Raw genomic sequence first — 26566 nt, 5'->3', positions numbered from 1 at the left:
CGACTCGAGCCGCCGGATTGCTCCGCCGCCTCCCAGGGAGGGCGCCAGGCCCAGCCAGATCTCCCGACCAATCCCACAGAATCCGCTTAGTTATCGATGCGTTAATAGCGCCAGATGTAAAAAATTCCCATTCATGCAGGTTGCCAATTGGGCCGAGGCCCAGCAAGCTAATCGGGACGACAGGAGACACGACGGCCAGCCCTCTGCTCTCCTGTTGATTTATTATTCAAATCAAAGGAGCGGTAGCGGCCGCTCAGAACCCATTTTTGGAGGGGAACATGAGTCTGATTAAAGAGTTCAAGGCCTTTGCGGCCAGAGGCAACGTCATCGACATGGCGGTCGGTATCATCATAGGTGCCGCCTTCGGCAAGATAGTCTCCTCCTTCGTGGGTGACGTCATCATGCCGCCCATCGGCCTCATCCTGGGCGGCGTGGACTTCAGCGATCTCGCCGTGACCCTGAAGGCCGCCGAAGGCGAGGTGCCCGCCGTGGTCATCGCCTACGGCAAATTCATCCAGACCGTCATCGACTTCCTGATCATCGCCTTCGCCATCTTCATGGGGCTCAAGGCCGTCAACACCCTGCAGAAGAAGCAGGAAGAGGAAGCCCCTGCCCCGGCCGGTCCCACCAAGGATCAGGAGCTGCTGAGCGAGATCCGCGATCTGCTCAAGTCCCAGCAGGGCAAGTAACCGCTCATCCTGCCCTGTGATTGAAAAGCCGCCCCATGGTCAACATAGGGCGGCTTTTTTATGACGGCGATAACGGGGTGGCCGAGCAGGCACCAGAAGACGGCAGTCCGGCTCAGGCGCGGGGATGGTGCTCGCCGTGCAGCGTCTTGAGGCGCTCGTTCGCCACATGGGTGTAGATCTGGGTGGTGGAGAGATCCGCATGACCCAGCAACATCTGCACCACCCGCAAGTCGGCGCCATGGTTGAGCAGATGGGTGGCGAAGGCGTGGCGCAGGGTGTGAGGGGATAGCTCACCGGCGATGCCCGCCCGCGTGGCGTAGAGCTTGATGCGGTGCCAGAAGGTCTGACGGGTCATCATCTGCGCCCGCTTGGAGGGGAACACCACATCCGAGCTGGTGCCACCGAGCAGCAGGGTGCGCGACTCCCGGTAGTAACGCTCCAGCCAGTGGATGGCCTCCTCCCCCATGGGCACCAGCCGCTCCTTGTTGCCCTTGCCCACCACCCGCACCAGCCCCTGGCGCAGGCTGACATGCTCGGCGGTGAGCCCCACCAGCTCGGAGACCCGCAGCCCGGTGGCATAGAGCAGCTCCAGCATCGCCTTGTCTCGCAATTCCAGCGGATCGTCCACCATGGGCGCCGTGAGCAACGCATCGACCTCGGCCTCGCTCAGATCGGAGGGCAGCTTCTTGGGCAGCTTGGGCCCCTCCAGCAGCACGGTGGGATCGTCGCTGCGCAATTCTTCGCGGTTGAGATACTGGTAGAAGCGGCGCAGGGCCGACAGGAAGCGAGCCGTGCTGCTGGGGGCAAATTGCCGATCCACCCGCCAGGCGAGGTAGTGCTGGATGTCGTCCATGCCGGCCAGCAGCAGGGAGCCGCCCTGCCCGTCCAGCCAGAGCGCAAACTTCTCCAGATCGGTGCGGTAGGAGCCGACCGTGTTGTCAGACAGTCCCCGCTCCAGCCAGAGGGCATCGAGGAAGGGCTCGATCAGGGGGTGGTCGTGGACGGCGGGGGCTGGCTTGGTCATGGTGCTGGATCTTGGGCAAACGGAGACTCATTGTAGCGGGCCCGTGCCGGCAGGCACAGGGGAGAGACGAAGAGGGGAGCTTGCCCGGTGAAGGGGGCCCGGCAATCTGCTAAACTGACCCCCTCCCCTAGGTTACCCAGCACATTGTTGCCCACTGCGATTCAAGAGAAGAGCGATGAAGATAGGTTTGTTTTACGGCTCCACCACCTGCTACACCGAGATGGCTGCCGAGAAGATCCGTGCCCTCATCGGCCCCGAGCTGGTCGATATCCACAACATCAAGGACGTGCCCCTCGCCCGTATGCAGGAGTACGACATCCTGATCCTCGGCATCTCCACCTGGGACTTCGGTGAGCTGCAGGAAGACTGGGAATCCCGCTGGGAAGACATCGCCGACCTCGAGCTGGAGGGGCGCATCATAGCCCTGTTTGGCCTCGGCGATCAGCTGGGCTACGGCGAGTGGTATCAGGATGCCCTCGGCCTGTTGCACGACCAGCTGGTGCCCAAGGGGGTCAAGCTGGTGGGTTACTGGCCCAACGAGGGTTATGAGTTCGATGCTTCCAAGGCGCTGATCGACGATGGCCGCCACTTCGTCGGCCTGGCCCTCGATGACGCCAACCAGTACGACCAGACCGAGCCTCGCATCGAGCAGTGGGTCGATCAGATCCTGAGCGAGATCCACGAGCTGCTCTGATCTCGCCTGCCCGGCGCCTCCATAAGCGAAACGACTATGTCGTCGGCTGGCCTTGGGCGATGCCAGCCAGGATGACCAGATCGAGCCCCGCATCGAGCCCTGGGTCGATCAGACCTTAAGCGAGCTCCACGAGCTGCTTTCATCTCCCCTGCCGGCGGCCTATATCTGGGCTGCCGGGCGCAGTTATCGAACCGATTACCCCAATCGGTATCATTCAATGACGCTATAGCGACTTTTTTGTGCCGGTCTGCAACAATGACTTCGACCCCAATAACACAATCAGAACGGGTCGGAAGCAAACAGGAAACAGACCAGAAAAGGATATTCCATGACCCAGATTTCTCTGCTGGCATCCACCATTGCCCGCGACGTGCTCGACCACGCGCTGGCGCTGGGCGCCGACTTCGCCGAGCTGTTTGTGGAGCGCAAGCGCCGCAGCCAGCTCAGCCTGCTCTCCAGCCAGATAGAATCCATCAGCGGCGGCCTCGATTTCGGCATAGGCGTGCGCCTGTGTTACGGCCACAAGGTGCTCTACGGCTACACCAACCTGGCCGATCGCGATGAGCTGCTGCGCATCGTCAGCCTGCTGGCAGCCAAAGACAGGCGCGATCCCGTGGTGACCGCCACCGCCTTCGACTTCAGCCGTCTCACCGACCATCACCCCATCGCCCTGCCGCTGTCGGCGGACAAGCTGCTGGAGCAGAAGATTGCCTATCTGCACGCCATGGATGCCGCGGCTCGCGCCGAGAGCAGCAAACTGAGCCAGTTCTCCGCCAATGCGCTGGGCTGGGAGCAGGAGGTGGAGATCTTCAACAGCGAAGGGCTGCAGGTGGCCGATCGTCGCCACTACAACCGCATCACGGCCCAGAGCATAGCCATGGAAGGGAGCGAGCAGAGCGTGGGCTATGAGGCCCCCGGCGCCATGATGGGCTGGGAGCATGCCGCCCTCATCGATCCGCGCGAGCTGGCCCTCTCCGCCACCCGTCAGGCGCTGGTAAAGCTGGGCGCCGCCCCCTGCCCGAGCGGCAAACTGCCGGTCATCCTGGAGAGCGGCTTTGGCGGCGTCATCTTCCACGAGGCGTGCGGCCACCTGCTGGAGACCACCTCGGTGGCCAAGAAGGCCTCGGTGTTCCACGACAAGATGGGGCAACTCATCGCCAACCCTGTGGTCAACGCGGTGGACGAAGGCTTGCAGGGCAATGCCTGGGGCTCCATCAACGTCGATGACGAGGGGATGGCGACCCAGCACACCCAGCTCATCAAGGACGGCGTGCTGACCGGCTTCCTGGCCGACCGCATGGGGGCGCTGAAGACCGGCTATGCCCGCACCGGCTCGGGCCGGCGCGAGTCCTACAAGTTCGCCCCCGCCTCACGCATGCGCAACACCTATATCGAGGCGGGTAACCACAGCCTCGAGGAGATGCTGGCGACGGTGGAGCACGGCATCTATGCCAGGCGGATGGGCGGCGGCTCGGTGCAACCGGGCACCGGCGAGTTCAACTTCAACGTGCAGGAGGCCTACCTCATCGAGCGCGGCAAGATAACCAAACCGCTCAAGTCGGCGACCCTGATCGGCACAGGCCCTCAGGTGCTGAGAGAGATCTCCATGGTGGGCCGCGATCTCGCCATCTCTGCCGGCATGTGCGGCTCCGTCTCCGGCTCCATTCCCGCCTCGGTGGGCCAGCCACAGCTCAAGGTCGACAATATTCTGGTCGGAGGTAACGCCTGATGAGCCAACTCGATATGAATCATCTGCTCGGCAGCCTGCTCAACAAGGTTGCCGATCTTGGCGCCGAGGCGGACCTCATCGCCAATCAGGACAGGGCCTTCTCCCTCAAGGCCGACAAGGGCGAGCTGGGGGAATACAAGGTCACCAGCAGCCAGCAGCTCGGCATCCGCCTCATCAAGGATGGTCGGGTCGGCATCGCCTACTCGGAATCCCTGGATGAGGTCGCCCTCGATGCCATGTTGCAGGATGCGCTCGACGCCAGCCGTTTCGCCAAGGTGGATGCAGATCAGGCTATCCGGGTGAGCAACAGCCACCTCCACACCGACTGCGCCGAGATCAACCAGCCCGACAGCACCCCGGTGGAGGAGAAGATAGCCCTGACCCTGCGCCTCGAGGCGGACATGCTCGCCTTGCCCGATGTGACCGGCGCCCCCTACAACGGCTTCTTCGAAGGGGAGAGCCGACTCTGGCTCGCCAACAGCCAGGGCAGTCTCTGCCAGCATCGGGAGTTCAGCGTCGGTTGCCACAGCTCGGCGCTGATCGAGCGTGATGGGCGCCAGTCCATGCACTATCAGGGGCAGTATGCGCGCCGCTTCGACGAGCTGGACGCGGCTCCCCTCATTGAGCAGATCCATGCCGTGGCCGATGGCCTGCTGCTGGGGGAAGCCGTGCCGAGCGGCCGCTACAGCGCCCTCTTCACCCTCAACTGCCTGGCCAGCCTGTTCGGCTGCTTCCAGGCCGCGCTGTCTGGCAAGTGGGCCCAGCAGGGGATCAACCCCTGGCGCGACAAGGTCGGCCAGGGTGTGGCCTCCCGCTGGCTCACCCTGGAGAGCCGGGTCCATATGCCGGGCGGCATGAAGATCAAGGCCTTCGATGGTGAAGGCGCCCCCACCCGGGATCTGCTGCTGATTGGCGAGGGGGAGCTCAAGACCCTGCTGCACAACAGCGCCACCGCCCACCACTTCGGTCTTCAGAGCAACGGCGCGGCGGCGCGCAGCGCCCGTGGCGCGCTGGACGTGAGCCCACGCCACCTGGTGTTTGGCACAGGTCCCCACAGCGAGGCCGAGGTCAAGGCGGGCGAGTATCTGGAGCTGGTCAAACTCGATGGCCTGCACTCGGGGGCAGATGCGGTGAGCGGCGACTTCTCGTTCGGCGCCTCCGGCTTCCTGTGCCGGGACGGCGTGCGCATCCAGCCGGTGCGTGGCATCACGGTGGCGGGTAACTTCTATCGCCTGCTGGGGGAGCTGGAGGCAGTCGGCGACCGACTGCACCACGACGATGGCAAGGGCTTCTACGCCCCGCTGATCCGCTTCGGTGGGTTGAGCATCGCCGGCAAATGACTATGCCCAGGATGAAGAGGGCTACTACGCGCCTGCGCAGAGCCGCTTCGGCGGTTTGAGCATCGCCGGCAAGTGACTACGTCCAGGATGAAGAGGGCTACTACGCGCCGGCGCAGAGCCGCTTAGGTGGCCTGAACATCGCAGGCAAGTAACTGTATATCGAGGGGAAAAGACTTCACTTCCCCACCCAAAAACGGCGCCATCAGGCGCCGTTTTTTCACTGCTGGCGCCCCTCTGCGGCCGCTCCTACCCTCTAAGAGCCACCGGCCGCATCGGCCGGGAACGTCTGGAGAATACGAAGATGGACAACACTCTGGTCTGGGCCGACATTCCGACAAGGGATCTGGATCGTGCCATGGCCTTCTACTCGGCCCTGCTCGACGTGCCGGTCACGCCAATACAGGAGGAGGAGATGCGTTTCGCCATGTTGCGCCACGATGGCAACAACGCGGCGGCCTGCCTCGGCCCCATGGATGAGTACCACCAGCCGGGTGGCACCGGCCCCCTCATCTATCTCGCCCTCGGGGATAGGATAAAAGAAGCAGAACAGATGATCCCCCGGCTCGGCGGACGGGTGCTCGAGCCCCTGCACGCCATCGGCAGCGGCCACGGCTCCCGGGTCATCATCGAAGACACCGAGGGCAACCGGCTCGCGCTCTATGCCCCGCCCGCAGCCTGAGCGGCCTGACAAACAACAACGGCGACCCTGGGGTCGCCGTTGTTGTTATCGGGTCTCTTGACGAGACGCTCAGACCTGCGGGTTGAGGCGGGTCGGCATGCCGCTACGCTGTTCCAGCACCTGCTTGACCACGTTGGAGTCACTCTCGGCGTGGGCGATGAAGCGGCTGATGGCCGGGGTCATGGGCAATGGCACCGACTCGGTGGAGTTGAACTCCGCCTCGTTGCGAGAGAGCGGCTCATGGACTTCCATGTAGCGGCCGCCATCCGGCTCGATGGTGGACTTCACCGGCTGGTTGACGAACTGGACGCGGGTACCGACCGGCACCTTGTCGAACAGGTACTTGATGTCGTCGGCGCGCAGGCGCACACAGCCGCTGCTCACCCGCAGACCGATGCCGAAGGTGGCGTTGGTACCGTGGATGGCGTAGAGGTTGCCGATGTAGAGGGCGTGCAGGCCCATGGGGTTATCGGGACCGGCCGGCCAGACCGCGGGCAGGGTCTTGCCCTGGGCGGCGTAACGACGACGGATGTTCTCGGTCGGGGTCCAGGTCGGGTTGGCACGCTTGCGCTCCACCTTGGTGATCCAGTTCTCCGGGGTATTCACCCCCAGCTGGCCGATGCCGATGGGCAGCACCTGCACCACGTTCTGGCCTTTCGGGTAGTAGTAGAGCCGCATCTCGGCCACGTTGATGACGATCCCTTCACGGGGCGCATTCGGCAGGATCAGCTGATGGGGTATGGTCAGCTTGCTGCCCGGGGTCGGCAGATAGGGGTCGACGCCCGGGTTCGCTTCCATGATGTTGGTCAGGCCCAACTGGAAGTCGGAGGCGATCTGCTCCAGCGGGCGATTGTCCGCGGGCACTACGTACTCCTGGTTCTCGCCGATCAGACGGCTGTTGTCGGCAGGCAGCGCGTACTCGACGGCTGCGGCCTGCTGGCTGACCAGGGTCAGAGTACATAAAAGGGCCGAAGCGGCAAAGCGAAGGGGATTCATAAAGTTCCTGTATGGTTTCCTGTACCTGTTGGCCTGAAGCCGGTTCATCCTCGGTCTGTCCCTTGTCACGAGTCGCTCTCGCCCGAGGCCAATACCGAGCGCGCATTCTTTCCCGAGTCGGACAAAATTTCAACTTGGAGATGGGCTTTTTAGAGGAAAAGATCTATTTATCGCCCAACTATGTCCCGTACCGGGTCCCTGACACGCTAGCATCGGCTGTCTGAGCGTAAAATGAACAAGGATACTCATCCTGCCCACCGGCTCAAATTGCATGATGGGCCTGTGACGAGTACAATCTCGCACCCCGTATATCCGCAGTATCGAGCCATTTAGTGCTCAGGGTGTACCCGCTTTGGGTGGCCGTGCGTCGAGTACGGTCGCGCAACGCCATCAACCTATACGACGCCATCAGGTGGCGCCGTCCTGATTTGCAATCAGATAGAAAGAGTCCAACATGTTCAGACCAGAATTGCTCTCCCCCGCCGGCACCCTCAAGAATATGCGTTACGCCTATGCCTATGGCGCCGACGCCGTCTATGCGGGCCAGCCGCGCTACAGCCTGCGGGTTCGCAACAACGAATTCGATCACGAGAACCTGCAACTCGGCATCAACGAGGCGCATGCGCTCGGCAAGCAGTTCTATGTGGTGGCCAACATCCAGCCCCACAACTCCAAGCTCAAGACCTTCATCCGCGACATGCGCCCCGTGGTGGAGATGAAGCCGGATGCGCTGATCATGTCCGACCCCGGTCTCATCATGATGATGCGCGAAGCCTTCCCGGACATGCCCATCCACCTGTCGGTGCAGGCCAACGCGGTCAACTGGGCCACGGTGAAGTTCTGGCATCAGATGGGCCTGACCCGCGCCATCCTGTCCCGCGAGCTCTCCCTTGACGAGATCGAAGAGATCCGCATGCAGGTGCCAGAGATGGAGCTGGAAGTCTTCGTCCACGGCGCCCTGTGCATGGCCTACTCCGGCCGCTGCCTGCTCTCCGGTTACATCAACAAGCGCGACCCCAACCAGGGCACCTGCACCAACTCCTGCCGCTGGGAGTACAAGGTGCACGAGGGCAAGGAAGATGACGTGGGCCAGATAGTCCACCGTCAGGAGCCGATCAAAGTGCGTCCGGACAACACCTTAGGGCTAGGCAAACCGAGCGATGCGCTGGTGCTGCTGGAAGAGTCCAACCGTCCCGGCGAGTACATGACGGCGTTCGAGGATGAGCACGGCACCTACATCATGAACTCCAAGGACCTGCGCGCCGTCGAGCACGTCGAGCGTCTGACCAAGATGGGGGTGCATTCCCTCAAGATCGAAGGCCGCACCAAGTCCTTCTATTACTGTGCCCGCACCGCCCAGGTCTATCGCAAGGCCATCGACGATGCGGTCGCCGGTCGTCCGTTCGATCCGACCCTGATGGGCACCCTCGAGAACCTGGCTCACCGTGGCTACACCGAGGGCTTCCTGCGTCGTCACAACCACAGCGAGTACCAGAACTACGACTACGGCTACTCCGTCTCCGACACCCAGCAGTTCGTCGGCGAGATCACCGGTCGCCAGGGCGACATGGTGGAAGTGGAAGTGAAGAACAAGTTCCTGGTGGGCAACAGCCTGGAGCTGATGACGCCCCAGGGCAACGTCAGCTTCAACCTGGAGCAGATGCAGAACCGCAAGGGTGAGCTGATCGACACGGCGCCGGGCAACGGTCACGTGGTCTATGTGCCGGTCCCGAAAGAGATCGACATCAACTACGGCATACTGCTGCGCAACCTCGGCGATCGTCAGGACACCCGTCAGCCGCACTCGGCGGCCTGAGATGGCGCTGCTCATCACCAGCAAATGCATCAACTGTGACATGTGCGATCCCGAGTGTCCGAACCAGGCCATCAGCCTGGGGGACAAGATCTACGAGATAGACCCGGATCGCTGCACCGAATGCGTCGGCCACTATGAGAAGCCCACCTGCATCAGCGTCTGCCCCATCGACTGCATCATCTGGGATCCCGCTCACGTGGAGACCGAAGAGCAGTTGCTGGAGAAGTTTGTTCTGATGCACAGGCAGTAAAATTTGCATCAGCGTCTGCGCCTTGTGGACTGCATCCTCCGGGATCCCGCTCACGTGGAAACAGAAGAGCAGTTGCTGGATAAGTTTGTCGGCATGCACAGGCCGTAACGTCGGTCTCGGCGTCTGCGGCTCAGAGACTGCATCATCCGAGACCCCGCTCATGTGGGGACCGAGGAGCGGTTGCTGGAGACGTTGGTCGACATGCACCGTCAACGAATAAAAAAAGCCGGGAGATCCCGGCTTTTTTTATGACACAACAGCGATGTCAGGGTTTGACCAGTTTCTGCAACGCCTCCAGCTTGCGCTGGGCCTCCAGCAGCTCGGCCTGCGCCTCCTCCAGCTTGGCCTGCTTCTTGGCGATCTTGTCCGGCTTGCCCGACACCCGGGCGTTCTGCAGATCGAGCAGCCGCTCGTTCACCTCTTCCTTCTGCTTGGCGACCTCTTGCTGCTGCTCCTTGAGCAAGCCGGCATCGGTGCAATGGGCCTCGATGTTGCGCAAGGCTTGCTCCAGCCCGGCCACCTGGGCCCCATTGTCATGGGCCTTGGCAAAGGCCAGCTGCTCGGTCACGGCCTGATGCTGCGCCTTGCAGCCAATTTCCTCACTGCCATAGGCCTGACCGGCCAACAACAGCATGCTAATTCCGACAAACTTCCACATAACAACCTCATGAACCTGCCATTTTTGATGGCCGCCTATCAGACCCGACTCATCACCCCGGGTCAAGCCGCAGACTCAAAGGGTACGACAGGGTTTGCGCAACATCACGCCAGTTCCCACGAGATGGCGCTACAATAACGGCTTTCAGCATGGAGTCTCACATGAAGCAACAGCTCGTCATCATCGCCAACGGTGCCCCCTACGGCAGCGAATCCCTGTTCAATGCCCTGCGCCTTGCCATCGCCCTCAACGAGCAGGGCGGCGTCATCCTGAAACTGTTCCTGATGTCCGACGCCGTCGGCGCCGCGCTGGCGAGCCAGGCGCCGGCCGAGGGCTAAAACCTGCGCCAGATGCTGGAGATCCTGCTGGCACAGGGCACCGCGATCCGGCTGTGCAAGAGCTGCACAGACGCACGCGGCATCAGTACCCTGCCCCTCATCGAGGGCATAGAGATAGGCACCCTTCCCCTGCTGGCCCAGTGGACCCTGGCGGCCGACAAGGTGCTGAGCTTCTAGCCGTCAGGAGCCGACGCCGGATCTCGCCAGGGCGGGGCGCGGGATCCGCGCTCCCCAGGCATACAGCAAGGAAGTCAGCACACAGAGCAGCGTCATCAGGATGTAGAGCGACTGCCCGCTCCACCGCTCGATGATCCAGCCTCCCAGCACGGCCCCTATGGCGCCGCCCAGTCCGGCTAAAGCGCCGGCCCCGAAATAGCTCCCCTTCAGATGAGGGGGAGACATCTGATCGATCAGCACGTTGAGCAGCGGGAACAAGATGGTCTCCCCCACACTCAGCAGCAGCACGGCCCCGATCCAGTGCGACCACTGGGCGGGATCCCCCAGCGCAAACAGCACCTGAGCCCCCAGAAACAGCATGATGCCGAGCTGCAGCCGCACCTTGCCCGGCCAGCGCGCGAGCAGATGCAGCAGCGGAAATTGCAGCACCACCACGGTCAGCGCATTGATCGTCACCAGGATGGCGACCAGCCTCGCCACCTCGGGGGTCTCGGCCCGGGTCAGGTACTGCACCAGCGGCGAATGAAACTGGGAATAGACCAGCACCATCAGCAGGTTGGCCATCACCAGCAACAGAAAGCCCCGATCCAGCCACAGCACCCTGATGGCATCGCGCAGGCCCAGCCCGCTGCTGCGCACCTCTTGCTTCCTCAGCCGACGAAAGCCCCAGACAAAGGCTGCGCCCAGCAACAGATAGCTGCCGGAGAGCAGCAGGAAGGTCTGCTGCTGGGCGCTGATGCCGAGGGTCACCCCGAGCAGAGGTCCGATCGCCGCCCCCAGGTTGAGCAGGAAGTAGCGCAGGTGCAGGGCCAGCTCGCGGGCCTTGGGGGAATCTAGGCTATCGGCCATCAGCGCCTTGCCGGGGGCATCGATGAGCCCGGAGGCGAGGCCGCTGCCGATCACCCCGAGCCCCAACCAGAGCACCGAGTGGGAGAAACCGAGCAGGCCATAGCAGAGCAGCGCGACCAGGCAGCCCGCCAGCAGGATGTTGCGCCGCCCCAGCCGGTCCGACAGCCAGCCGCCGTAGAAGCTGATCAGGGTCGAGAGCGCCGCACTCGCGCCCAGCATGGCACCTATGCTGGTGGCCGAGAGTGCATACTCCCGATAGAGCAAGATGGAGAGAAAGGGCCAGACCATGTAATAGCTGGTGCGCACCAGGAAGGTGCCCAGGATCACGGTCCAGACCAGGGGGGGAAACTGCCTGAGGAGGGCCCACGACATCGTACTGCTCCTTGTTACCCGTCGCACGGGGAGCCCACTGTTGTAGCAGAGGGGCTCATAAGAAACAACGGCGCCCGAGACGCGGGCACAAAAAAGCCGACCCTGAGGTCGGCTTCTTGACGGCACGGCAGCCTTATTCGGCAGTCGGCTCTTCGACGGCGGCAACGGCCACGTCAGCAACCGGGGCGGCGGCTTCGGTCGGTGCATTCGCTTCCTTGATGGAGAGACGCACGCGGCCTTGACGATCCACTTCCAGTACCTTCACCTTCACAACGTCACCGATCTTCAGGAAGTCGGCCACGTTCTGCACGCGGGCATCGGTGATCTGGGAGATGTGTACCAGACCGTCTTTACCCGGCAGGATGTTGACGAAGGCGCCGAAATCGGCCAGACGCACAACCTTGCCTTCATAGATGCGGTTCACTTCGATCTCGGCGGTGATGGCCTCGATGCGACGGATGGCTTCCATGGCGGCTTCGTTGGCAACGGCGGAGATGCGGACGGTGCCGTCATCATCCAGCTCGATGTTGGTGCCGGTCTCTTCGGTCAGGGCACGGATCACGGAACCACCCTTGCCGATCACGTCCTTGATCTTCTCAGGATTGATCTTGATGGTGTGGATGCGCGGGGCGAAATCGGAGATCTCGGCACGGGGAGCCTGGATGGCTTCGTCCATTACCTTCAGGATGTGCAGGCGAGCGCCACGGGCTTGCTTGAGGGCAATCTCCATGATCTCTTTGGTGATGCCTTCGATCTTGATGTCCATCTGCAGCGCGGTGATACCCTGGGTAGTACCGGCCACCTTGAAGTCCATGTCGCCCAGATGATCTTCGTCACCCAGGATGTCGGACAGCACGACGAAACCTTCTTCTTCCTTCACCAGACCCATGGCGATACCGGCAACGGAGGCCTTGATCGGCACACCCGCATCCATCAGCGCCAGGGAGGAACCACAGACGGAGGCCATGGAGGAGGAACCGTTGGATTCGGTGATTTCAGACACCACGCGCACCACGTACGGGAACTCGGCGGCGCTCGGCATCACGGCAGCAACGCCGCGCTTGGCCAGACGACCGTGACCGATCTCACGACGCTTAGGGCTACCCATCATGCCGGTCTCGCCGACGCAGTACGGCGGGAAGTTGTAGTGCAGCATGAAGCGGTCGGCGCGGTGGCCAGCCAGCTCGTCGATGTTCTGGGCGTCACGCTCGGTACCCAGGGTCGCAACCACGATGGCCTGAGTCTCACCACGGGTGAACAGGGCGGAGCCGTGAGCGCGCGGCAGGATGCCGGTGCCGACGGAGAGGGCGCGGATCATTTCCGGATCACGACCATCGATACGCGGCTCGCCACGGACCACACGGCCACGGACGATGCGGCTTTCCAGGCTGTGGAACTCTTCGCCAATCTTCTTGGCATCGTCTTCCACGCCGGCAGCGATGACCTGCTCGACCACACGCTGCTTGATGGCACCGATGGCGGCGTAACGCACGGCCTTCTCGGTGATGCGGTAGGCTTCACCCAGCTCGGCGGTGGCCAGCTCGGCAATCTTGGCCTTCAGCGCTTCGTTGGTCGCAGGCGGGGTCCAATCCCACGGCTGGGTACCCACGTCGGCGGCGAATGCGTTGATGGCGTTGATCACCACTTGCATCTGCTCGTGGCCATAGACCACGGCGCCCAGCATTACTTCTTCGGACAGGATGGCCGCTTCGGATTCCACCATCAGCACCGCGTTGGCGGTACCGGCGACGACCAGGTCCAGATCGCTCTGCGGCAGTTCCTGGGTGGTCGGGTTCAGCACGTACTGGCCGTTCATGTAACCGACGCGGGCAGCAGCAATCGGGCCGCCGAACGGGATGCCGGAGATGGCCAGTGCAGCAGAGGCACCGATCATGGCAACGATGTCGGGGGACACGGCCGGGTTCACGGACATGACGGTGGCAACCACCTGAACCTCATTGAGGAAGCCTTCCGGGAACAGCGGACGAATAGGACGGTCGATCAGACGGGAGATGAGGGTCTCGCCTTCGCTCGGACGGCCTTCGCGACGGAAGAAACCACCCGGGATACGACCAGCAGCATAGGTACGCTCCTGGTAGTTGACGGTCAGCGGGAAAAAATCACGGCCGTGATCGGCCTCTTTCTTGCCAACGACGGTCACAAATACGCAGGTATCGTCCATGCTGACCATTACGGCCGCAGTGGCTTGACGGGCCATCACACCGGTTTCCAGGGTAACGGTGTGTTGACCGTACTGGAATGACTTTACAATAGGATTCACGTGAATTTCCTTTTTACAATTTGGCTCTTTAAATTCGCGTGCAAGTATACTTGATTCGAACCAAAAGGTAAGCGGTGGCACACATTCTGTGAGGCAGGCAACGCTTTGCAGCGCGATAAAAATGATCCATAAAAAAGGGGAACCTCACGGTTCCCCTTTTTCGCGAAATCTGATGGTCGATTAACGACGCAGACCCAGCTTGGCGATCAGAGCAGCGTAACGCTGAACGTCTTTACGCTTCAGGTAGTCCAGCAGTTTGCGACGCTGGGAAACCATGCGCAGCAGACCACGACGACCGTGGTGATCCTTGGCGTGCTCTTTGAAGTGACCTTGCAGATGGTTGATCTGGGCAGTCAGCAGGGCAACCTGCACTTCGGGGGAGCCAGTGTCGTTGGCGCAACGAGCGTTGTCAGCAACGATGGAAGCTTTGATCTCAGCATTTAGAGACATGGTATTACTCCAGTAGAGTGTTTAAAGGTTCACAGCCAATCTCTAATTCAGCCGTGAAATGAGGGCGGTATCATAATCGCACCCGCCCCCTTTCGCAACGAGAAAGACGCGCGACGGGAAAGATGTGCGATGGGCAAGCTGCCCCGATACCGCCTGAGGATCACTCCTCGTCTTGTTCGTCGTGATAGCGTACCAGCCGCTTGGGGGCGACCCGGCCTTCGTCGTCGATCTCGCCGACGCCGATGAACTCGCGCTCAGGACCGACCGTCATGCGAACCTGACCGCCTTGCGGGGCACCGGCCACCTGTACGGCCTGACCCTGGTTCACATAGGCGGCCACCGCCGCCAGCATGTTCACCTCGGGCAGGGCCGCCACGGCGGTATCCATCGGCAGCAACAGGGGATCGAGCTGTTCCCGCGGCGGAATGCTCTCGACCTTGGCCTGCTCGAAGATGCACTCGAGCTGATCCAGGGTCAGCATCCGCTCATAGGGATAGTTCGCCACCTGGGTACGACGCAGCTGGCTGACGTGTGCACCACAGCCCAGCACTTCGCCCAGATCGTCCACCAGGGAACGGATGTAGGTACCCTTGCTGCAATGCACCTCCAGCCGCACCTCATCCCCTTCAAAACTCAGCAGTTTGAGCTCGAACACAGTGATGGGACGGGCTTCCCGCTCGATCTCGATGCCTTCACGGGCGTACTCATAGAGCGGACGACCGTTGTGCTTGAGGGCGGAGTACATGGACGGCACCTGCATGATGGGGCCGCGGAACTGGTCCAGCGACTCGATCAGGGTACCCAGGGCCACGTTCACCGGCCGGGTGGAGACCACCTCGCCGTCGGAGTCGCTGGTGTTGGTGCGCTCGCCCAGCTTGGCGGTCACCTCATAGCGCTTGTCCGCCTCCAGCAGATACTGGGAGAACTTGGTGGCCTCACCGAGGCAGATCGGCAGCATGCCGGTCGCCAGCGGATCCAGGGCACCGGTGTGACCGGCCTTGGCGGCATTGTAGATACGCTTGACCTTCTGCAACACATCGTTGGAGGTCAGACCGGTCGGCTTGTCCAGCAGCAGGATGCCGTGTACGTCACGACCCTTGAAACGGCGTCTACGAGACATCTCAGACTTTATCCTCTGTATCATCCGGTGCGGCTTCGTCTTCCTCACGGCCGGCTTCGGCCATGCGACGCTTGTCGTCACGCACTGTGTTGGACACCAGGTTGGAGATGCGCATACCCTCGACCAGGGTCTGGTCGTAGTAGAAGCGCAGCTCGGGCACCACCCGCAGACGCATGGCGCTGCCGAGCAGGCTGCGGATGTAGCCAGCCGCTTCGGTCAGGCCCTTGAGCCCTTCCGCGATACGCTCGGCATCGATATCCAGCTGCAAGAAGGTGACGTATATCTTGGCGTAGTTAAGGTCCTTGGACACTTCCACGTCCGAGACGGTTACCATGCCGATGCGCGGGTCTTTCACCTCACGCTGCAAGATCAGTGCGATTTCGCGCTGGATCTGCTGGCCGACCCTGCTGGTCCGGCTGAATTCTCTGGCCATATTTCTATCCTGCGATAAAAGGGGGCCGCAGCCCCCTATTTTGTCTAATGCTCGGCTTACAGAGTCCGTTGAATGACAACAGTCTCGTAAACTTCGATCTGGTCGCCTTCGCGTACGTCGTTGTAGTTCTTGACCGCGATACCACACTCGTAACCGTTGCGGACTTCGTTGACGTCATCCTTGAAGCGACGCAGGGATTCCAGCTCGCCTTCATAAATGACCACGTTTTCACGCAGAACACGGATACGGTTGGAACGCTTGACCACACCTTCGGTAACCATACAGCCGGCAACGGCGCCGAACTTCGGTGACTTGAAGACGCTACGCACTTCAGCCAGACCGATGATCTCCTGACGATACTCAGGGGCCAGCTTGCCGCTCATGGCCTGCTTCACTTCGTCGATCAGATCATAGATGACGGAGTAGTAACGCAGATCCAGACTCTCGGATTCGATGACCTTGCGCGCAGAAGCGTCGGCACGGACGTTGAAGCCCACCAGGATGGCGCTGGATGCCGCGGCCAAGGTGGCGTCGGTTTCGGTGATACCACCGACCCCTGAACCCACGATCTTGACCTTGACTTCCTCGGTAGAGAGCTGGACCAACGAATCGCAGATAGCTTGTACGGAGCCCTGTACGTCGGCCTTGATCACCACGTTCACTTCGGACACTTCGCCCTCGGTCATGTTGGCGAACATGTTTTCCAGCTTGGCCTTCTGCTGGCGTGCCAGCTTGACGTCGCGGAACTTGCCTTGACGATAGAGTGCCACTTCACGGGCCTTCTTCTCGTCACGTACGACGGTAGCTTCGTCACCGGCAGACGGCACCCCGGACAGACCCAGGATCTCGACCGGCAGGGACGGGCCCGCTTCCTTGATCTCGCGACCCAGTTCGTCACGCATGGCACGAATCCGACCGTATTCCAGACCACACAGCACGATGTCGCCCTGGCGCAGGGTACCTTCTTGTACCAGCACGGTAGCAACAGGACCACGACCCTTGTCCAGGAAGGACTCGATCACGACGCCGCTGGCCATGCCATCGACAACCGCTTTCAGCTCCAGTACTTCGGACTGGATCAGGATGGCTTCCAGCAGATCGTCGATGCCTTCGCCAGACTTGGCGGAGACGTGCACGAACTGGCTATCGCCACCCCAGTCTTCGGACATGACGTTGTAACGGGCCAGCTCGGTCTTGACGCGATCCGGATCCGCTTCAGGCTTGTCGATCTTGTTGACCGCAACCACGATGGGCACTTCTGCCGCCTTGGCGTGCTGGATGGCTTCGATGGTCTGCGGCATGACGCCGTCATCGGCAGCCACGACCAGTACCACGATATCGGTCGACTTGGCACCACGAGCACGCATGGAGGTAAAGGCAGCGTGACCCGGGGTATCCAGGAAGGTGATCATGCCACTGTCGGTTTCGACGTGGTAGGCACCGATGTGCTGGGTGATGCCACCGGCTTCGCCAGCGGCGACCTTGGCCTTGCGGATGTAATCCAGCAGGGAGGTCTTGCCGTGGTCGACGTGACCCATGATGGTCACGACCGGAGCGCGCGGCTTGGCTTCGGAGGTCTCGTCACGATCGGACAGTACCGCCTCTTCCAGCTCGTTCTCACGACGCAGCAACACCTTGTGGCCCATCTCCTCGGCGACCAGCTGAGCAGTTTCCTGATCGATCACCTGGTTGATGGTGGCCATGGCGCCCATCTTCATCATCGCCTTGATGACTTCGACACCCTTGACGGCCATCTTGTTGGCCAGCTCGGCCACGGTAATGGTCTCGCCGATCACCACGTCACGGTTCACCACGGCAGCCGGCTTGTTGAAGCCGTGCTTCATGGCGTTTGGCATGGCCATCTTGCCGCGCTTGCCTTTGCGGGCACGGGGGTTGCGGGAGTCACGGTCGTCTTCGCGGCGAGTGGCCTTTTTCGGGGCCTTGACTGCAGCAGCAGCAGTGCGACGACTGGTCTCTTCCTTCCGGTCCAACTCGTCTTCTGCGGCTTGCGCATGCTTGTTGGTGGTCAGATGGTAATCACTGCTCTCTTTGGCGCGAGCAGCTTCTTCTTCAGCCCAGCGAGGGCCGTTCTGTTCCGCCATGACGCGAGCCTCTTCGGCTTTCTTCGCGGCGAGTTCTTCTGCTTTTTGCAAAGCGGTTTGTTCCTGTTGGCGCTTCAGTTCTTCTGCTTCGCGCTTGGCCATCTTTTCTGCCTCTTGCTGAGCTGTGCTAGCGGCTACTTTGGCGGGCTGTGGAGCCTGTCGAGCCTTTGATTGTGCCTCGATCCGCGCCTTTTCCTCAGCTTCACGACGAGCCTGCTCAGCCTCACGGCGAGCCTTCTCTTCAGCGTCGAGACGGACCTTGTTTTCGGCCTCGTGACGAGCTTTTTCTTCTGCTTCCAAACGCGCTGTTTCCTCGGCTTCCGCCTGACGCTGTTCATCTTCCAGCGCCGAGCGTTTTACATAGGTGCGAGTCTTGCGCACTTCAACCTGCACTTCTTTGTTCTTGCCGCCGGTCCCTTGAACACTGATGGTGCTCTTGGTCTTGCGCTGCAAAGTCATGCGGGCAGGTGCGGTGAGCTCGTCACCTCCATGCTGTTTTTTCAAGTGAGCCAGCAGAGTCTGTTTTTCAGACTCGCTGACGAGGTCGTCGGCCTTGCTCTTGCTGATACCGGCATCGACAAACTGCTGGAGAAGACGATCAACCGGCGTGTCGATGTCAGTGGCAAGTTGTTTGACTGATACTTCTGCCATTCATTTTCCTCCGTTTGATCTTATTCAGACTGCTCTTCTCCGAACCAACAGATATTGCGAGCAGCCATAATCAGCTCACCGGCTTTCTCAGCGGTCAGCTCTTCAATGTCGGCAAGGTCGTCGATACCTTGCTCTGCCAAATCTTCCAGGGTGCCAACACCGCGCGCGGCCAGGGCATATGCCATGTCGCGACCGAGGCCAGCCAGATTGAGCAGGTCTTCGGAAGGCTCTACGCCGTCGAAGGATTCTTCTTTGGCCAGGGCCTTGGTGGTCAGGACATCCTTGGCACGCTTGCGCAGCTCTTCCACCATGTCTTCGTCCAGACCGTCGATGGCCAGCAGCTCATTGACGGGTACGAAGGCGATCTCTTCCAGAGTGGAGAAACCTTCTTCCATCAGCAGACCGGCGAAATCGTCGTCGATGTCGAGGGCGCTGGTGAACAGGGTCAGGATGCGATCGTTCTCGGCCTGGTGCTTGGAACGCATGTCCTCGACGGTCATGACGTTCAGCTCCCAACCGGTCAGCTGGGAAGCCAGACGCACGTTCTGACCGTTGCGACCGATGGCCTGGGCCAGGTTGGCGGCTTCCACGGCGATGTCCATGGTGTGGTTGTCTTCATCGACGATGATGGAGGCCACATCGGCCGGCGCCATGGCATTGATCACGTATTGAGCGGGATTGTCATCGTACAGCACGATGTCGGCACGCTCACCGCTCAGCTCGGCGGAGACGGCTTGCACCCGGGCACCACGCATGCCGATACAGGCACCGATCGGGTCGATACGACGATCGTTGGTCTTGACCGCGATCTTGGCGCGGGAACCCGGATCACGGGCGGCGCCCATGATTTCGATCATCTCTTCGCCGATTTCTGGCACTTCGATGCGGAACAGCTCTTTCAGGAAGTCCGGGCTGGAACGGCTGACGAACAGCTGGGAACCACGGGCTTCGGGGCGTACGGCATAGAGCAGGCCACGGATGCGGTCGCCCGGACGGAAGGTCTCGCGCGGCAGCATGTCGTCACGGAAGATCACCGCCTCGGCATTGCTGCCCAGATCCAGGATCACGTTGTCACGGTTGCTCTTCTTGACCACGCCACTGATGATGGTGCCTTCCTTGTCCTTGAACTGGTCAACGACTTGGGAACGCTCGGCTTCGCGCACTTTCTGCACGATAACCTGCTTTGCGGTCTGGGTGGTGATGCGGTCGAAGGTGACAGAATCGATCTGGTCTTCAACATACTCACCCACCTGGATTTCGGGGTCATCTATCTGGGCCGCTTCCAGGGTGATTTCACCGTAAGCGTTCTCCATGGAGGCCTGATCGGCCACCACTACCCAGCGGCGATAGGTGTCGTAGTCACCGGTCTTGCGATCGATCTCGACGCGAACTTCAATCTCGCCTTCGTATTTTTTCTTGGTCGCAGTCGCCAGCGCAGTCTCCAGAGCCTGGAAGATCTTCTCGCGGGGAACAGCCTTCTCGTTGGACACAGCGTCAACGACCAGCAAAATCTCTTTATTCATATCCGATAGCCTCGTTAACCAAAGTTCGGCACTATGTTCGCTTTTTGGATATTGGTGAAAGCCAACACCTCGTCCTTACCATCCACTGTCAGGGTGACCATGTCGCCCTGCACAGCTTTGATCACGCCTTTGAACTTGCGGCGGTTATTTGTTGCCATCCGGAGCGAAACCGCCGCCTCTTGGCCAACGTATTTTTCGAACTGGGCAACCTTGAACAGCGGACGATCCAGACCGGGCGAAGAGACTTCCAGGAAGTACTCCTCGGTGATGGGATCTTCAACGTCCATGATGGCGCCAACCTGGCGGCTCACCTCGGCACAGTCTTCCACCGTCACGCCTTGCTCCGAGTCGATAAAGACGCGCAAGGTCGAGTGTTTACCCGCACGGATAAACTCAACACCCCAAAGTTCAAAACCCAAGGCAACGACCGGAGCCTCGAGCAGATCGGTCAAACGTTGTTCCAACGTAGCCAAAGTCACCCTCCGAAAAACAAAAAAAGGGCATAAAGCCCAGATAGAGATCGATTCAGAGTAAATCGCACATAACAAAAAGCCCCGATGTCAAATCGGGGCTTGGCGCTTTACCCTGATTGTCGCCTCGCAGCGACCGCCTTCCTGAGCGTAGGAAATGCGTGAAATTTGGTTGCGGGGGCCGGATTTGAACCGACGACCTTCGGGTTATGAGCCCGACGAGCTACCATGCTGCTCCACCCCGCGTCCGAAATCGTGCGAGATTATAGCCACTTCACTCTCGTCATACAAGACTGACTGACTATAATATACCCGGTTACCCGAGCTCACTACTTAATTGGTGCCGTGGGCGGGACTCGAACCCGCACACCCTAGAGCACTACCCCCTCAAGATAGCGTGTCTACCAATTCCACCACCACGGCAAAAACTCTTTACTCGGGAACGTCAGTGTCTTTCTTGACTGGCGCTTTGGTCTGCTCAACTTGTTGAGTCTGTTGCAGATTTTCCCATTCGCTACCCTGTTTCACCTTGTTGCTGGACATGGAACCCAATACCAGGCTAATCAAAAAGAACAGAGTGGCCAAAATTGCTGTTGTTCGGGTCAGGAAACTACCTGAACCACCGGAGCCGAATACGGTATTCGATGCCCCTGCGCCGAAGGAGGCGCCCATGTCAGCCCCTTTACCTTGCTGAATCATCACCAGACCAATCAGGGCCAATGACACCAACAGATAAACGACTAAAAGAATTTCGTACATTTAACTTGCACCCTTTGCCGCTTCAACAATTCCTAAAAACGCCTTGTCATCGAGACTCGCACCGCCAATCAGACCGCCATCAATGTCGGGCTGGGCAAACAAATCTCGTGCATTGGCCGGTGTCACGCTCCCACCATAGATGATCCTGACTTTCTCACCTATTACCGGAGTATCCTCCGCCAAGCGACCGCGTATAAAGGAATGAACCTCTTGTGCCTGCTCGGGTGTGGCGCATTTACCTGTACCTACAGCCCAAATCGGCTCGTAGGCGATGATAGCATTATCGAAAGCCATCGCGCCATTTTTCTCTATGACGATATCCAGCTCTTCGGCGATCACCTCGAAGGTTCTTCTCGCCTGCCTCGCCGCACCTGACTCCCCCAAACAGAGGATGGGGATCAAGCCTGCCGCTCTGGCTGCCGCAAACTTCTCTGCGACGATAAAGCTGGTCTCACCAAAGAGACGCCTGCGCTCGGAGTGCCCTACCAGTACGTAACGGCACCCTGCCTCAACCAGCATCTGACACGAGACTTCACCCGTGTAAGCGCCCGATTGGTGCTGGCTCACATTCTGAGCCCCCAACTTCATCATCCTCTGCCCGTCGAGCAGCGAAGCCGTGAAGTCGAGATGCACATGGGATGGACACAAAACCACATCTACTTGCTCATCGATGCCTTGCAGGCACTGGCCAGTAAACTGTTCTAACTGCGACCTACTACCGTGTAACTTCCAGTTGGCGGCTACAATCGGCTTGCGATGTCCCATCGGCAACTCCCTTGCGAAAGCGGGCTGATAATATCCAGAGGAATGTCAGCTGACAAGCGCTATTTTTGAATTTTCGAATCGTTTGAACAAGATACAACCAGGGCGGCTAAAAAGCCGCCCATTTTGCTCATTAAAACGCCGATTCGACCTGTCGGGCAATGCGGTTCGCCATGTCGAGCACCTGTTGCTCATGCTCCCCTTCCACCATGACCCGGATCAGCGGCTCGGTGCCGGATTTGCGCAGCAAGACGCGGCCGCGACCGGCCAGCTCCTGCTCCACCTTGCTGACTTCGGCGAGCACGGCTGGCGAGGTCAGCGGATCCTTGCCTTCGGCGAAGCGCACGTTCACCAGCACCTGCGGGAACTTGCTCATGCCGGATCGCAGCTTGGCCAGCGGCATCTCGGCGGAGCACACCGCCGTCAGCACCTGCAGGGCGGCGACTATGCCATCCCCGGTGGTGGTCTGATCCAGGCAGATGATGTGGCCGGAGTTTTCACCGCCGATGCGCCAGCCCTTCTCGCTCATCATCTCCAGCACGTAACGGTCGCCCACCTTGGCCCGCGCAAACGGAATGCCAAGGGTCTGCAGCGCCAGCTCCAGGCCCATGTTGGCCATCAGGGTACCGACCACACCGCCCTTGAGGCGACCATTGCGCAGCGCATCACGGGCGATGATGTAGAGGATCTCGTCCCCGTCGATGATGTAACCGGTGTGATCCACCATCACCAGGCGATCGCCGTCACCGTCGAAGGCGACACCGAGATCAGCCTTGCACTCAAGCACCTTGGCGGCCAGCGCCTCCGGGGCGGTAGAGCCGACCCCGTCGTTGATGTTGAGGCCATCCGGGCTGCAGCCGATGGCGATCACCTCGGCACCCAGCTCGCGGAATACCGAGGGGGCGATGTGATAGGTGGCGCCATGACCACAATCCACCACCATCTTCACCCCTTCTAGGCTCAGGTGGGTGGGGAAGGTGCTCTTGCAAAACTCGATGTAACGACCGGCGGCATCGTCGATACGCTGCGCCTTGCCGAGCTCGGCCGACTCGACGCACTTGAGTTCGTGATCCAGCTCGGCTTCGATGGCGAGTTCGACGTCGTCCGGCAGCTTGGTACCATCGGCGGAGAAGAACTTGATGCCGTTATCGTAATAGGGGTTGTGAGAGGCGCTGATGACGATGCCAGCCTCGGCCCGGAAGGTGCGGGTCAGGTAGGCGACCGCCGGAGTGGGCATGGGTCCCATCAGTATGGCCTTGAGACCGGCGGCGGAGAGGCCCGCCTCCAGTGCCGACTCCAGCATGTAGCCGGAGATGCGGGTATCCTTGCCGATCAGCACCTTCTTAGTGCCCTTCTTGGAGAGCACCTTGCCCGCGGCCCAACCCAGTTTCATCACGAAATCCGGAGTGATTGGGAATTCACCCACCTTGCCGCGCACACCATCTGTGCCGAAGTACTTTCTGGTCATGGTCTGTTCTCGTTATTTTATCTGGATACGAAATCTTGTCCCGTCATTGTCATCCAGCCGACGCGCAGCGCATCCATGGTGGATCGCACGTCGTGCACCCGGATGATCCTGGCGCCATGTTGCAACCCGATCAGGGCGCAGGCCAGACTGCCGGCCAGCCGTTCATCAACCGACCGACCGAGCAGATTGCCTATCATAGACTTTCGCGACATCCCCACCAAGAGCGGCAGGCCGTAATCGAGCAACTTCTGCTGCTCGGCCAGCAGCCGATAGTTGTGCGCCACCGTCTTGCCAAAGCCATAGCCCGGGTCCAGCAACAGCTGCTGGCGCGCTATGCCCGCGGCCAGGCAGGCCACGATCCGCTCATCGAAGAAGGCCCTCACCTCCCCCAGCAGATCGTCGTAATGGGGTTCCGCCTGCATGGTTCTCGGCTGCCCCTGCATGTGCATCAGGCAGACGGGCACGTCAGCCTCTGCCGCGGCGGACAAGGCACCAGGCTCGAGCAGGGCCCGCACGTCGTTGATGAGATGGCCACCTACGGCGCAGCCTTCGCGCATCACGACGGCTTTCGAGGTGTCGAGGGAGATCATGACATCCAGCTCCTGCCCCATCCGCTCAACCACCGGGATCACCCGGTCCAGCTCTTCCTGCGCACTTACATCGGGCGCCCCGGGGCGGGTCGACTCACCACCGATGTCGATGAGCGTGGCGCCCTCCTCCACCATCTGGCGCGCATGAGCCATGGCCTGCTCCACCTGACTGAAGCGACCGCCATCGGAGAAGGAGTCCGGGGTCACGTTGAGGATCCCCATGACATGGGGGCGATCGAGGGACAGGCTGCGCCCCTTGCTGTTCAGTTGCATCTTTGCTTCCACCTGTCTAAAGAAAATCCGAGCATCCGCATAAAGAAAAACCCCGGGCAAGCCCGGGGTTTGGATCATGACAAATTATTTGGCCGGGATGTCGTTGGCCTTGTCGATGTCGGTCAGCGGTGCGCTGCTGTCATCGGCCTGGCTCTTGGCCTCAGGCTCGCTGCTCACGCTGGCGCCGCCTTGCGGGGTATCACCGTGCTCGTCGTGCCAGTTGCTGGGAGCACGCACCTCGCGACGGGCCATCAGATCGTCGATCTGCTTGGCGTCGATGGTCTCGTACTTCATCAGTGCATCTTTCATGGTGTGCAACACGTCCATGTTGTCCAGCAGGATCTGCTTGGAGCGGGCGTAGTTGCGATCGATGACCTGCTTGACCTCGGCGTCGATGACCCGAGCGGTGTCGTCAGACATGTGCTTGGCCTTGGCCATGCTGCGGCCGAGGAACACTTCGCCCTCTTCTTCCGCATAGAGCATGGGACCGAGACGCTCGGACATGCCCCACTGAGTGACCATCTTGCGGGCGATGTCGGTCGCGCGCTCGATGTCGTTGGAGGCACCGGTCGATACCTTCTCGGCACCGTAGATCAGCTCTTCCGCCAGACGGCCACCGTACAGGCTGGAGATCATGGACTCCAGATGCTGCTTGGAGTGGCTCCAGCGATCCTGCTCGGGCAGGTACATGGTCACCCCCAGCGCACGACCGCGCGGTATGATGGAGACCTTGTAGACAGGGTCGTGATCCGGCACCAGACGACCGATGATGGCGTGACCCGCCTCATGGTAAGCCGTCATCTCCTTCTCGGAGTCCCTCATCACCATGGAGCGACGTTCCGCACCCATCATGATCTTGTCCTTGGCCTTCTCGAACTCCAGCATGGAGACCACACGACGGCTCTCACGGGCGGAGAACAGGGCGGCTTCGTTGACCAGGTTGGCGAGATCGGCGCCGGAGAAGCCCGGGGTACCACGTGCAATCACAGCGGCATTGACGTCATCCGCCAACGGCACCTTGCGCATATGCACCTTGAGGATCTGCTCGCGACCACGGACATCCGGCAGGCCGACCACGACCTGACGGTCGAAACGACCCGGACGCAGCAGCGCAGGATCCAGCACGTCGGGACGGTTGGTGGCGGCGATGACGATGACGCCTTCGTTGCCTTCGAAACCATCCATCTCGACCAGCATCTGGTTCAGGGTCTGCTCACGCTCGTCGTGACCACCACCGAGACCGGCGCCACGCTGACGACCGACCGCATCGATTTCATCGATGAAGATGATGCAGGGGGAGGACTTCTTGGCCTGCTCGAACATGTCGCGTACCCGGGAGGCACCGACACCCACGAACATCTCGACGAAATCAGAACCCGAGATGGTGAAGAAAGGCACCTTGGCCTCACCCGCGATGGCCTTGGCCAGCAGGGTCTTACCAGTACCGGGCGGGCCAACCAGCAGCACGCCGGTGGGGATCTTGCCGCCCAGCTTCTGGAACTTGGTCGGATCACGCAGGTAGTCGACCAGCTCTTTGACCTCTTCCTTGGCCTCGTCACAGCCTGCGACGTCGACGAAGGTGGTCTTGATCTGATCTTCACTCATCAGGCGAGCCTTGCTCTTGCCGAACGACATGGCACCCTTGCCACCGCCGCCTTGCATCTGACGCATGAAGAAGACCCAGACACCGATCAGCAACAGCATCGGGAACCAGGAGATGAAGATGGACGTGATCAGAGACGGCTCTTCCGGCTTCTCACCCATGACCTTCACATTGTGATTGAGCATGTCGTTGAGCAGCTGGGGATCCGGCGCCGGGATGATGGTGGTGAAACGCTCACCGGTGCGCTTGACGCCATTAATGACCTTGCCATCCATCCGCACTTCACGGATCTGCTCTTGGGTCACTTCTTTAACGAAGCTGGAATAGTCCAGCTGGCGACTGGTAGTATCGCTGGGGCTGAAGCTATTGAACACCGACATCAACACGACGGCGATGACCAGCCACAGGATTAGGTTTTTCGCCATGTCACTCAAATCAATGACCTCGCAGACTGACAGTTAACGATGAGG

At 60.7% G+C, this 26566-nt stretch carries 23 protein-coding genes, 2 tRNA genes and 1 pseudogene; 8 read left to right on the top strand and 18 right to left on the bottom strand.

All coding sequences use genetic code 11. The annotated features are described in order from the left end of the window. Positions 1–278 precede the first annotated feature (278 nt). Entirely contained in the window at positions 279–689 is a 411-nt protein-coding gene (mscL, locus tag AACW18_RS03435; protein WP_033131098.1) for a large-conductance mechanosensitive channel protein MscL, read from the top strand. 112 nt (positions 690–801) lie between these two features. On the opposite strand, the gene xerD is transcribed toward mscL, so the two are convergent. Beyond that, positions 802–1713: a site-specific tyrosine recombinase XerD gene (xerD, locus tag AACW18_RS03430; RefSeq protein ID WP_218387843.1), complete on the bottom strand. Its 912-nt coding sequence runs from the start codon at positions 1711–1713 to the stop codon at positions 802–804. Between the two features lie 175 nt (positions 1714–1888). Here xerD and fldB point away from each other — a divergent pair, with 175 nt between their 5' ends. The 4 genes from fldB (at position 1889) to AACW18_RS03410 (ending at position 6155) form a co-directional block, all read left to right on the top strand. Then, the gene (fldB, locus tag AACW18_RS03425) at positions 1889–2407 is read left to right on the top strand and encodes a flavodoxin FldB (protein WP_042652773.1); all 519 of its coding nucleotides are present in this window, start codon (positions 1889–1891) and stop codon (positions 2405–2407) included. Between the two features lie 328 nt (positions 2408–2735). Then, on the top strand, positions 2736–4136 hold the full coding sequence (locus tag AACW18_RS03420; RefSeq protein WP_218387842.1) for a TldD/PmbA family protein: 1401 nt from the start codon (positions 2736–2738) through the stop codon (positions 4134–4136). Next, a complete protein-coding gene (locus AACW18_RS03415; protein ID WP_218387841.1) occupies positions 4136–5476 on the top strand; it encodes a TldD/PmbA family protein in 1341 nt (446 codons plus the stop codon). The genes AACW18_RS03420 and AACW18_RS03415 overlap by 1 nt, the downstream gene beginning before the upstream one ends. Positions 5477–5777: 301 nt before the next feature. Then, the gene (locus AACW18_RS03410; protein WP_042652776.1) at positions 5778–6155 is read left to right on the top strand and encodes a VOC family protein; all 378 of its coding nucleotides are present in this window, start codon (positions 5778–5780) and stop codon (positions 6153–6155) included. A 69-nt stretch (positions 6156–6224) separates the two neighbouring features. Here AACW18_RS03410 and AACW18_RS03405 read toward each other — a convergent pair whose 3' ends face one another. Continuing rightward, positions 6225–7151: a L,D-transpeptidase family protein gene (locus AACW18_RS03405; RefSeq protein ID WP_042652777.1), complete on the bottom strand. Its 927-nt coding sequence runs from the start codon at positions 7149–7151 to the stop codon at positions 6225–6227. A 454-nt stretch (positions 7152–7605) separates the two neighbouring features. On the opposite strand from AACW18_RS03405, the gene trhP reads away from it, so the two are divergent. Together trhP and AACW18_RS03395 are read left to right on the top strand one after the other, a co-directional pair. After that, positions 7606–8967 (top strand): prephenate-dependent tRNA uridine(34) hydroxylase TrhP, encoded by a 1362-nt coding sequence (gene trhP, locus AACW18_RS03400; protein ID WP_218329561.1) that lies wholly within the window; start codon positions 7606–7608, stop codon positions 8965–8967. Position 8968: 1 nt separating this feature from the next. Beyond that, positions 8969–9217, top strand: a complete 249-nt coding sequence (locus AACW18_RS03395) for a YfhL family 4Fe-4S dicluster ferredoxin (RefSeq protein ID WP_218387840.1) — start codon at positions 8969–8971, stop codon at positions 9215–9217. 265 nt (positions 9218–9482) lie between these two features. On the opposite strand, the gene AACW18_RS03390 is transcribed toward AACW18_RS03395, so the two are convergent. Beyond that, positions 9483–9875, bottom strand: coding sequence for a DUF1090 domain-containing protein (locus tag AACW18_RS03390; RefSeq protein ID WP_042652780.1), 393 nt, complete (start codon positions 9873–9875; stop codon positions 9483–9485). Positions 9876–10036: 161 nt separating this feature from the next. Here AACW18_RS03390 and AACW18_RS03385 point away from each other — a divergent pair. Continuing rightward, positions 10037–10390 (top strand): annotated as a pseudogene (locus AACW18_RS03385) (DsrE/DsrF/TusD sulfur relay family protein). A 3-nt stretch (positions 10391–10393) separates the two neighbouring features. Here AACW18_RS03385 and AACW18_RS03380 read toward each other — a convergent pair. The 15 genes from AACW18_RS03380 to ftsH all read right to left on the bottom strand — a co-directional run bounded on the left by AACW18_RS03380 (position 10394) and on the right by ftsH (position 26530). After that, positions 10394–11818 carry an MDR family MFS transporter gene (locus tag AACW18_RS03380; protein WP_339381451.1) on the bottom strand — a complete coding sequence of 475 codons (1425 nt, stop codon included), beginning with the start codon at positions 11816–11818 and terminating at the stop codon, positions 10394–10396. Next, positions 11745–13892, bottom strand: coding sequence for a polyribonucleotide nucleotidyltransferase (gene pnp / locus AACW18_RS03375; RefSeq protein WP_218329564.1), 2148 nt, complete (start codon positions 13890–13892; stop codon positions 11745–11747). The genes AACW18_RS03380 and pnp overlap by 74 nt, the downstream gene beginning before the upstream one ends. 180 nt (positions 13893–14072) lie before the next feature. Continuing rightward, positions 14073–14342, bottom strand: a complete 270-nt coding sequence (gene rpsO, locus AACW18_RS03370; protein ID WP_005317514.1) for a 30S ribosomal protein S15 — start codon at positions 14340–14342, stop codon at positions 14073–14075. A 160-nt stretch (positions 14343–14502) separates the two neighbouring features. Next, on the bottom strand, positions 14503–15462 hold the full coding sequence (gene truB, locus AACW18_RS03365) for a tRNA pseudouridine(55) synthase TruB (protein ID WP_042652784.1): 960 nt from the start codon (positions 15460–15462) through the stop codon (positions 14503–14505). 1 nt (position 15463) lies between these two features. Then, positions 15464–15895: a 30S ribosome-binding factor RbfA gene (gene rbfA / locus AACW18_RS03360; RefSeq protein ID WP_042652785.1), complete on the bottom strand. Its 432-nt coding sequence runs from the start codon at positions 15893–15895 to the stop codon at positions 15464–15466. A gap of 56 nt (positions 15896–15951) precedes the next feature. Beyond that, a complete protein-coding gene (gene infB / locus AACW18_RS03355; RefSeq protein WP_042652786.1) occupies positions 15952–18648 on the bottom strand; it encodes a translation initiation factor IF-2 in 2697 nt (898 codons plus the stop codon). Between the two features lie 20 nt (positions 18649–18668). Continuing rightward, positions 18669–20171, bottom strand: coding sequence for a transcription termination factor NusA (gene nusA / locus AACW18_RS03350; protein ID WP_042652787.1), 1503 nt, complete (start codon positions 20169–20171; stop codon positions 18669–18671). Positions 20172–20185: 14 nt separating this feature from the next. Continuing rightward, positions 20186–20644: a ribosome maturation factor RimP gene (rimP, locus tag AACW18_RS03345; protein ID WP_042652788.1), complete on the bottom strand. Its 459-nt coding sequence runs from the start codon at positions 20642–20644 to the stop codon at positions 20186–20188. 166 nt (positions 20645–20810) lie between these two features. Further along, positions 20811–20887, bottom strand: a tRNA-Met gene (locus tag AACW18_RS03340). Positions 20888–20979: 92 nt separating this feature from the next. Then, positions 20980–21064, bottom strand: a tRNA-Leu gene (locus tag AACW18_RS03335). A gap of 9 nt (positions 21065–21073) precedes the next feature. Beyond that, positions 21074–21400, bottom strand: coding sequence for a preprotein translocase subunit SecG (gene secG, locus AACW18_RS03330; RefSeq protein WP_025326063.1), 327 nt, complete (start codon positions 21398–21400; stop codon positions 21074–21076). Then, a complete protein-coding gene (gene tpiA, locus AACW18_RS03325; RefSeq protein WP_218290555.1) occupies positions 21401–22165 on the bottom strand; it encodes a triose-phosphate isomerase in 765 nt (254 codons plus the stop codon). A gap of 130 nt (positions 22166–22295) precedes the next feature. Then, positions 22296–23630, bottom strand: coding sequence for a phosphoglucosamine mutase (gene glmM, locus AACW18_RS03320; protein ID WP_042652790.1), 1335 nt, complete (start codon positions 23628–23630; stop codon positions 22296–22298). Between the two features lie 17 nt (positions 23631–23647). Next, positions 23648–24493, bottom strand: a complete 846-nt coding sequence (folP, locus tag AACW18_RS03315; protein WP_218387838.1) for a dihydropteroate synthase — start codon at positions 24491–24493, stop codon at positions 23648–23650. Positions 24494–24577: 84 nt separating this feature from the next. Beyond that, positions 24578–26530: an ATP-dependent zinc metalloprotease FtsH gene (gene ftsH, locus AACW18_RS03310; RefSeq protein ID WP_042652792.1), complete on the bottom strand. Its 1953-nt coding sequence runs from the start codon at positions 26528–26530 to the stop codon at positions 24578–24580. Positions 26531–26566: the final 36 nt, after the last annotated feature.

Origin of the sequence: Aeromonas sp. sia0103 (assembly GCF_963895295.1) — a bacterium.
Lineage (GTDB): Bacteria > Pseudomonadota > Gammaproteobacteria > Enterobacterales > Aeromonadaceae > Aeromonas > Aeromonas encheleia.
The sequence above is the reverse complement of the archived record's forward strand: the minus strand, read 5'-3'. Positions and strand labels throughout refer to the sequence as shown.